Origin of the sequence: Amaricoccus sp., assembly GCF_036846665.1 — a bacterium.
Taxonomy (GTDB): Bacteria; Pseudomonadota; Alphaproteobacteria; order Rhodobacterales; family Rhodobacteraceae; genus Amaricoccus.
In genome coordinates, this window is the sequence record NZ_DAIUBO010000165.1 from 1 (window position 1) to 8713 (window position 8713).

Genomic DNA, 8713 nt, shown 5'->3' on the forward strand with positions numbered 1-8713 from the left:
GCCCGGCGGGCACCGCCGGGCAGCGCCCGCCCCGCCCCCAGGCGGGCGCTTCGCTCCCGCCGGGCCGGGCGCTGCCCTCATTCGTGGCGGGGCGGTCGAAGAAGAAGGAATGCGCTCCAGAAGCGATAGCCTCGGCAAGCGCCAGATCATCGCCACCCCCTCCGCTGCGCCGCCCGAGAGACCGCACGGGCCCTCGGCCGCTCCGGGCACGCGCGCTGCACCGGCAAACCCTATGCCCCGCGGTGTCAGCCCGATCAAGGGACCGGCTGGGCGGCGATCCAACAGCGTTAACACTTTAATCCTTGTATTACAGTAGCTTACATTCTGTCCCCATGGGGACACCCCGCGGCGCGCCGGGATCGGCGGCCCGCTCCTCACCCGGCCAGGGCCGCCCGGAGGGCATGGTAGCTCGCCTTCGGCCGCCTCTCGAGCGTGTCGAAATCCACATGCACCAGCCCGAAGCGCTTCTCGTAGCCCGCCGCCCATTCGTAATTGTCGAGCAGCGACCAGACGAAATAGCCCCGCAGGTCCACGCCCTGCGCCATCGCCCGCCGCGCCGCCGCGACATGCGCGTCGAGGAAGGCGATGCGCTCGACATCCTCCCGCGGGGTCGCCGCCGCCAGGCCGTTCTCGGTGACGTAGATCGGCAGGCGCGGCGCGGCGACGCGGGACAGCCAGGTCAGGAAGTGATAGAGCCCGTCGGGATAGATCTCCCAGCCCATGTCGGTCTTGGGCAGCGGGCCCGGCACCTCGTGCAGCCGCGGCCAGGGGCTCGCGGGATCGGCCGCGATCAGCTTGCGGGTGTAGTAGTTGATCCCCACCCAGTCGAGCTTCTCGCCGATGGTGGCGAAATCGTCCCGCCAGTTCGCCGGCATATGCGGCTCGAGCCCCGCCAGCGCCGCTTCCGGATAGGATTGCGCGAAGATCCCGCCGGCGAACCAGCGGTTGTAGATGGCGTCGTAGAGCCGCGCCGCCTGCCGCGCCGCCGCGCTGTCGTCGACGGGCGCGGCATATTCGAAGTTGAGCACCGTGCCGAGATTGCCATGGCCCAGCGCCCGCATCGCCTGGATCGCCGTGCCATGCGCCAGCAGGACATGGTGCATCGCCCGCGCCGCGGCGCGGATGTCGCGGAGGCCCGGCGCATGGAGGCCGAGGAAATGGCCGAGCCAGGCGACGCACCAGGGCTCGTTGACCGGGGCGGCGGCATGGATCCGGTCGCCGACCCGGCGCATGACCAGAGTCACGTAATCGGCGAACCACCCGGCGATGTCGCGGTTGCGCCAGCCGCCCAGGTCCGACAGCGCCGAGGGCAGCTCCCAGTGATAGAGCGTCGCCCAGGGCTGCAGGCCGCGGGCCAGCATCCCGTCCACCAGCCGGTCGTAGAAATCCAGGCCCTCCCGGTTTACCGCGCCGCGCCCCTCCGGCATCACCCGCGCCCAGGACATGGAGAAGCGGTAGGCGTCGAGCCCGGCGTCGCGCATCAGGTCGAGGTCGGCCTCCCAGCGGTGGTAATGATCGCAGGCCGTGGCCCCGTCCTCAGCCCGCACCACGTTGCCGGGGGTCGCGGCGAAGCTGTCCCAGTGGCAGGGGCCGGCGCCGCCGAAGCGCGAGCCCTCGATCTGATAGGCGGCGGTGGCCGCGCCGAAGACGAAGCCCTCGGGGAAGTCGCTGCGGGCGAAGGCGAAGGCGGCAGGATCAGCCATGGCGGGCCTCGTGCTGCGGGGGGCCGGTGGAGCGGCCCAGGGTCAGGTCGGCCTCCCAGAGTTCGCGGCTGGGTTCGGCCCGGGGGTTCTCGATGTGGTCGATCAGCATCTCCGCCGCCCGCCGTCCCGCGGCGCGGATCGACGACCGGGTGGCGGTGAAGAGCGGGACGGCGCCGCTGTTCTTCAGGAACGACAGGTCGTCGTCATGGGTCACGATCGAGACGTCGCGGCCGGGCTCGAGGGCAAGCTCGCGGACCGCCCGGAGCGCGCCGAAGGCGACCAGGATCGAAGCGGTCAGGAAGGCTGTCGGCGGATCTTGCCCCTCCATCATCCGCAGCGCCTCGCCGTGGCCGTAGGATTCCGTCATGTCGGCGCCGCGCATCAGCGCGGGATCGGGCGCGAGCCCCCGCGCGGCGAGCGCATCCTCGTAGCCGCGCCGGCGGCGGTGGGCGAATTGCATCGTCTCGGGCCCGTTGAGCAGCGCGATCCGGCGGTGCCCGAGGTCGAGCAGGAACTCGGTCGCCCGCAGGAAGGCGCGGCGGTTGTTCATGTCGATCCAGCAATAATCCCGCTCGGGCCGCGAATCCCGGCCATGGACGATGAAGGGCATGCCGAGCTCGTGCAGCAGGTCGATGCGCGGATCGAGCAGCTTCGGGCCATGCACGATCACCCCGTCGACCTTCTGGTGCCGGGCCATGGCGCCATAGGCCTCGGCCTCCTCCGCTTCGGGAACGATCGAGACGAGCATGTCGTAGCCGCCGGCGGAGTAAGCCTCGCCGGCGCCGGCGATGAATTCCGAGAAGAAGGGGTTGATCATCTGGTGGCCGGAGAGCGGCACGACATGGCCGATGCTCAGCGCCCGCCCCGTCGCGAGGCGCTTGGCGACCTGATTCGGGGCATAGCCGTAGCGCCGCGCCGCCTCCACGACCCGCGCCCGCGTCGCGGCATTCACCTCCGGATAGCCATTGAGCGCGCGGCTCACGGTCGTGGCCGAGAGGTTCAGAAGTTTCGAAAGCTCCTTGAGGTTCATGTCGCCGCGGCCTTCAAAGCGGTTTGAGCATAGCCGCGTCCCGACCCGGGTGACAATGGACTTTGCTCCGGAATTCGCGCGGCAGGCTTGACAGCTTGGCGCATGGCGCGCATGGTCGCTGTATTCAAAGCGCTTTGAGGTCCGGGCGAATCCGACCCTGCCGCTTGAAGACGCCGCGGCGCAGGCCGCGCAACTGGGAGGGTATTTCATGAGAGTTTCGCTCATCGGCGGCACCGCCGGTCTTGCGCTGCTCGCCGGCGCCGCGGCCGCGCAGGATCTCAAGTTCCCGCCGAACGAAGGGGACTTCAACTGGGCCAGCTTCGACGCCTTCGCCGGGGCGCACGACCTCTCGGGCCAGACGCTGAACGTCTTCGGGCCCTGGCGCGGCGACGACCAGGCGCTGGCCGAGAGCATCTGGGCCTATTTCGCCGCGGCGACCGGCGCGACGGTGAACTATTCCTCCTCCGAGGGCTACGAGCAGCAGATCGTCATCGACACGGAAGCCGGCAGCCCGCCCGACATCGCGATCCTGCCGCAGCCCGGCCTGATCCAGAACCTGGTCTCGAAGGGCTTCGTCGAGCCGCTCGGCGAGGAAACCGCCGACTGGCTGGAGGAGAACTACGCCGCCGGCAGCAGCTGGGTGAAGCTCGGGACCTACACCGGCCCGGACGGGACCGACCGCCTCTATGCCTTCCCCTACAAGATCGACGTGAAGTCGCTCGTCTGGTACGTGCCGGACAATTTCGACGACGCCGGCTACGAGATCCCGACCTCGATGGAGGAACTCAAGGCGCTCTCGCAGCAGATCGTCGACGACGGCGGCACGCCCTGGTGCATCGGCCTCGCCTCGGGCGGCGCGACGGGCTGGCCGGCCACCGACTGGGTCGAGGACATGATGCTGCGCACCCAGCCGGCGGAGGTCTACGACCAGTGGACGACCAACGAGATCCCGTTCAACGACGAGCGCGTCGCGGCGGCGATCGACGAATTCGGCGAATTCGCCCGGAACGACGCCTGGGTCGCCGGCGGTGCCGGGGCGGTGGCATCGACCGACTTCCGCGACAGCCCCAAGGGCCTCTTCTCCTCGCCGCCGCAATGCTACATGCATCGCCAGGCGTCCTTCATCCCCTCGTTCTTCCCCGAGGGCGTGGAGCTGGGCGTGGACGCGGATTTCTTCTACTTCCCGTCCTATGCCGAGAAGGACCTCGGCAACCCGGTGCTCGGCGCCGGTACGCTGGCCTTCATCACCAAGGACAGCCCCGCGGCCCGCGCCTTCATCGAATTCCTCCAGACGCCGATCGCCCATGAGCTCTGGATGGCGCAGACCGGGTTCCTGACGCCCTACAAGGGTGCCAATGCCGAACTCTACGGCGACCCGACCCTGCAGAAGATGGGCGGCATCCTGCTCGATGCCACGACCTTCCGCTTCGACGGTTCCGACCTGATGCCGGCGGGCGTCGGCGCCGGAACCTTCTGGACCGGCATGGTGGATTATGCGGGCGGCAAGCCGGCGATGGACGTCGCGACCCAGATCCAGAACAGCTGGGACGCCTTGAAATAGCGACGCGCTGACGGGGGGAAGCCCGCGAAGCCCGGGCTTCCTCCGGAAATTCGGTTCGGGGGGATCCGATGAATCCGGCTGTGCAAGGTGTCCTGACGATCGTCCTCGGCGTGGGCGGCTGCATCGCGTATTTCTTCTTCTCCAACCAGGTCCTCGACAAGGTGATCTTCCCGCCGCGCGGGCCGAACGCGGGGCGGAACATCAACCGCGCGAACCTGGTCCGGCCCTGGCTGTTCCTCTTTCCGGCGATCTTCGCGCTCAGCATCTATCTCGCCTATCCGGTGGTCGCGACGCTCTGGCTTTCGGTCACCGACCGCGACGCGGGCGGCGCCTTCGTCGGCGGCGCCAATTATTCGCAGATGCTCGCCGAGCCGAAGTTCTGGGAGGCGCTGCGCAACAACTTCCTCTGGCTCCTGGTGGTGCCGGGCCTCTCGACCGCCTTCGGGCTGCTCGCCGCCCAGCTCACCGACCGCATCGCCTGGGGCAGCATCGCCAAGTCGATGATCTTCATGCCCATGGCGATCTCCTTCGTCGGCGCCTCGGTGATCTGGAAGCTGATCTACGACACGCGCCCCGCCGGTCAGGACCAGATCGGCGTCCTGAACGCGCTCTGGGTCTGGTTCGGGGGCGAGCCGCAGACCTGGCTCACGCTGATCCCCTGGAACAACTTCCTCCTGATGATCGTGCTCGTCTGGATCCAGACCGGCTTCGCCATGGTGATCCTCTCGGCGGCGCTGCGCGGCATCCCCGAGGAGACCATCGAGGCGGCGGTGCTCGACGGCGCCAATCCCTTCCAGATCTTCTTCAAGATCAAGGTGCCGCAGATCATGGGCACGATCGTCGTGGTCTGGACCACGATCACGCTCGTGGTGCTCAAGGTCTTCGACATCGTGCTCGCCATGACCAACGGCCAGTGGAACACCCAAGTTCTGGCCAATTACATGTATGACAAGCTGTTCCGTTCCTTCGACTGGGGTGTCGGCTCCGCCAGCGCGATGGTCATCATGCTGCTGGTGCTGCCGATTCTGATCTGGAACGTGCACAATGCGCGCAAGGAAATGCGCTGAGGGGGGCGGCCAATGGCGAGCATCGTCGGCAAGAAATCCGGCCTGACATGGGCGGTGCATCTGTCGGTCGCGCTTCTGGTGGCGCTTTGGCTCTTCCCCACCGTGGGCCTTCTGGTGTCGTCCTTCCGCTCGGCCGACCAGATCGCCTCGAGCGGCTGGTGGTCGGCGCTCTCCACCCAGGAGCGCCAGGTCCCGCCGATCCGCGTGAGCGGCGATGAGACCGAGCAGGGCGGAAGCTTCGTGATCGAGGGCAGCCTCTTCGACGGCGCCAGCACGACCGTGACGGCCTGGGGCACGAGCTCGCGCGAGCCCGAGGCCCACGAGCCCGGCCAGAGCGTCGACATGGGCGACGGGCAGACCCTGACGGTCTCGGAGAACGGCGACTTCACGCTCTCCGGCCCGGAGAGCTTCGAGGGCGCGCGCCTGCCGCGCATCTTCACCACCGCCTCGACGCCGCCCGACTTCACGCTCGACAATTACCGCAACGTGCTCTTCAGCTCGACGGCCGCCGCCGGGGTGGGGCAATCCTTCATCAACACCCTGACCGTGGCGATCCCCGCGACGATCATCCCGATCCTGATCGCGGCCTTTGCGGCCTATGCGCTCGCCTGGATGGAATTTCCCGGCCGCGCGCTGCTCATCGCCGCGGTGGTCGGCCTCCTGGTGGTGCCGCTGCAGCTGGCGCTGATCCCGGTCCTGCAGCTGCACAACGACGTCGGCATCGGCAAGGGCTATCTCGGGGTCTGGCTGGCGCATACCGGCTTCGGGCTGCCGCTCGCGATCTATCTCTTGCGCAACTACATGGTCGGCCTGCCCAAGGACATCATCGAGAATGCCAAGGTCGACGGCGCCACCGATTTCCAGATCTTCCTCAAGATCGTCCTGCCGCTCAGCTTCCCGGCGCTCGCCTCCTTCGCGATCTTCCAGTTCCTCTGGACCTGGAACGACCTGCTCGTGGCGCTGGTCTTCCTCGGGACCGACGACCAGACGCTGGTGCTGACCGCGCGCCTCGTGAACCTCCTCGGCTCGCGCGGCGGGCAATGGGAGATCCTCGCCGCCTCGGCCTTCGTGTCGATCGCGGTGCCGCTGGTCGTCTTCTTCGCCATGCAGCGCTATCTCGTGCGCGGCCTGCTGGCCGGATCGGTCAAGTAGGAAGGCCCAGGCGATGGTCAGCCTCCAGCTCAGCGTTCACGACGACCGGCCGCTCCCGCCCGACCGCGACTGGTGGCGCGGCGCGGTGATCTACCAGATCTATCCGCGCTCCTTCCAGGACACCAACAACGACGGGATCGGCGATCTCGCCGGGATCATCGGGCGCCTGCCCCATGTGGCGAGCCTCGGCGTGGACGCGATCTGGATCTCGCCCTTCTTCCGCTCGCCCATGGCAGATTTCGGCTACGACGTCTCGGAATACCGCGACGTCGACCCGATGTTCGGCACCCTCGGCGACTTCGACGCGCTGGTGACGCGGGCGCACGAGCTCGGCCTCCGGGTGATGATCGACCTGGTGCTCAGCCATACCTCGGACCAGCACCGCTGGTTCCAGGAGAGCCGGTCGAACCGCGACAACCCCAAGGCCGACTGGTACGTCTGGGCGGATCCCAAGCCCGACGGCACCCATCCCAACAACTGGCTGGCGATCTTCGGCGGCCGGGCCTGGGAATGGGACGGCGAGCGCATGCAGTACTATCTGCACAACTTCCTGCCGAGCCAGCCCGATCTGAACTTCCACAACCCCGAGGTGCAGGACGCGCTGCTCGACGTCGCGCGCTTCTGGCTCGACCGCCACGTGGACGGGTTCCGCTTCGACACGATCAACTTCTATTTCTGCGACAAGCAGCTGCGCGACAATCCCGCGCTCCCGCCCGAGCGGCGCGACTATTCCACCGCGCCGGAGGTCAATCCCTACAACTGGCAGGACCATCTCTATTCCAAGAGCCAGCCGGAGAATCTCGAGTTCCTGCGGCGGATGCGCGCGCTGATGGACGAATATCCCGCCATCGCGGCGGTCGGCGAGGTGGGCGACGCCCAGCGCGGCATGGAGATCATGGGCGAATACACCTCCGGCGGCGACAAGATGCACATGTGCTACGCCTTCGATTTCCTGTCGCCGCAGCTCCCGACCGGAACCCGCATCGCGGCCATCGTGAAGGAGTTCCTGCGTGTGGCGTCCGACGGCTGGGCCTGCTGGGCCTATTCCAACCACGACGTGGAACGCCACGCCTCGCGCTGGAACCTCGACGACGCGCAGATGCGCCTCTATCTGGCCGTCCTCGTCGGCCTGCGCGGCTCGCTCTGCCTATACCAGGGCGAGGAGCTGGGGCTCCGCGAGGCCTATGTTCCCTACGAGGATCTCCAGGACCCCTACGGCGTGCGCTTCTGGCCGAAGTTCCGCGGGCGCGACGGCTGCCGCACGCCGATGGTCTGGTCCAACGACAGCGCCCATGCCGGGTTTTCCGAGGCCAAGCCCTGGCTGCCGGTCGCCTTCGACCAGTTGCCGCTCTGCGTCGATGCCCAGAACGCCGACGCGACCTCGCTGCTGAACTTCTACCGGCACATGCTCGCCTGGCGGAAGACCCAGCCGGCGTTGGTCAAGGGCGGCCTCACCCTGCACGACCATTCCGACACCATGGTCGCCTGGATCCGGGACCATCCGGAGGGCGACGTCTTCTGCGCCTTCAACCTCGCGCCGGAGGCGGCGTCGGTGACGCTGCCCGAAGGCAGCTGGGACCCGATCGAGGGAAGCGGGTTCGAGGGCGAGATCCGCCAGGGCTCCGCGACGCTCCCGGCCCATCACGCCCTCTTCGCCAGTCGCAAGCGATAAGAAGAAAGGAAGGCCGCCGATGGCCGAGTTGCTCCTCACCGACGTCAGCAAGTCCTACGGGCCGGTCGATGTGCTGCGCGACATCAACCTCCATATCGAGACCGGGGAGCTGATCGTCTTCGTCGGCCCCTCGGGCTGCGGCAAGTCGACGCTCCTGCGCATGATCGCCGGGCTCGAGCGCATCACCGGCGGCGTGCTCGAGATCGACGGCGAGAAGATGAACGACGTGCCCCCCGCCCAGCGCGGCATCGCCATGGTCTTCCAGTCCTACGCGCTCTATCCGCACATGACCGTGCGCGACAACATGTCCTTCGGCATGAAGATCGCCAAGCGGCCCAAGGACGAGATCGAGAAATCGGTGGAGAATGCCGCGCGCATGCTCCAGCTCACCCCCTATCTCGACCGCCTGCCCAAGGCGCTCTCCGGCGGCCAGCGCCAGCGCGTCGCCATCGGCCGCGCCATCGTGCGCGACCCCAAGGTCTTCCTCTTCGACGAGCCGCTCTCCAACCTCGACGCGGCGCTGCGCGT

7 protein-coding genes are annotated in these 8713 nt (G+C 67.9%); 5 read left to right on the plus strand and 2 right to left on the minus strand.

Annotated elements, in window-relative coordinates; translation table 11 throughout:
• Positions 1 to 374: 374 nt before the first annotated feature.
• Entirely contained in the window at positions 375 to 1703 is a 1329-nt protein-coding gene (locus V7050_RS14825) for a GH1 family beta-glucosidase (RefSeq protein ID WP_324368113.1), read from the minus strand.
• On the minus strand, positions 1696 to 2733 hold the full coding sequence (locus V7050_RS14830) for a substrate-binding domain-containing protein (protein WP_324368115.1): 1038 nt from the start codon (positions 2731 to 2733) through the stop codon (positions 1696 to 1698). The genes V7050_RS14825 and V7050_RS14830 overlap by 8 nt, the downstream gene beginning before the upstream one ends.
• A gap of 208 nt (positions 2734 to 2941) precedes the next feature.
• Between V7050_RS14830 and V7050_RS14835 the strand changes: the two genes are divergently transcribed.
• The 5 genes from V7050_RS14835 to V7050_RS14855 form a co-directional block, all read left to right on the plus strand.
• Positions 2942 to 4294: an ABC transporter substrate-binding protein gene (locus V7050_RS14835; RefSeq protein WP_324368117.1), complete on the plus strand. Its 1353-nt coding sequence runs from the start codon at positions 2942 to 2944 to the stop codon at positions 4292 to 4294.
• A gap of 68 nt (positions 4295 to 4362) precedes the next feature.
• On the plus strand, positions 4363 to 5361 hold the full coding sequence (locus tag V7050_RS14840) for a carbohydrate ABC transporter permease (protein WP_324368119.1): 999 nt from the start codon (positions 4363 to 4365) through the stop codon (positions 5359 to 5361).
• 12 nt (positions 5362 to 5373) lie between these two features.
• A complete protein-coding gene (locus tag V7050_RS14845; RefSeq protein WP_324368121.1) occupies positions 5374 to 6513 on the plus strand; it encodes a carbohydrate ABC transporter permease in 1140 nt (379 codons plus the stop codon).
• A gap of 13 nt (positions 6514 to 6526) precedes the next feature.
• Entirely contained in the window at positions 6527 to 8185 is a 1659-nt protein-coding gene (locus V7050_RS14850) for an alpha-amylase family glycosyl hydrolase (RefSeq protein ID WP_324368123.1), read from the plus strand.
• Between the two features lie 19 nt (positions 8186 to 8204).
• The coding region (locus V7050_RS14855; protein ID WP_324410738.1) for an ABC transporter ATP-binding protein at positions 8205 to 8713 on the plus strand (509 nt) is incomplete at its 3' end.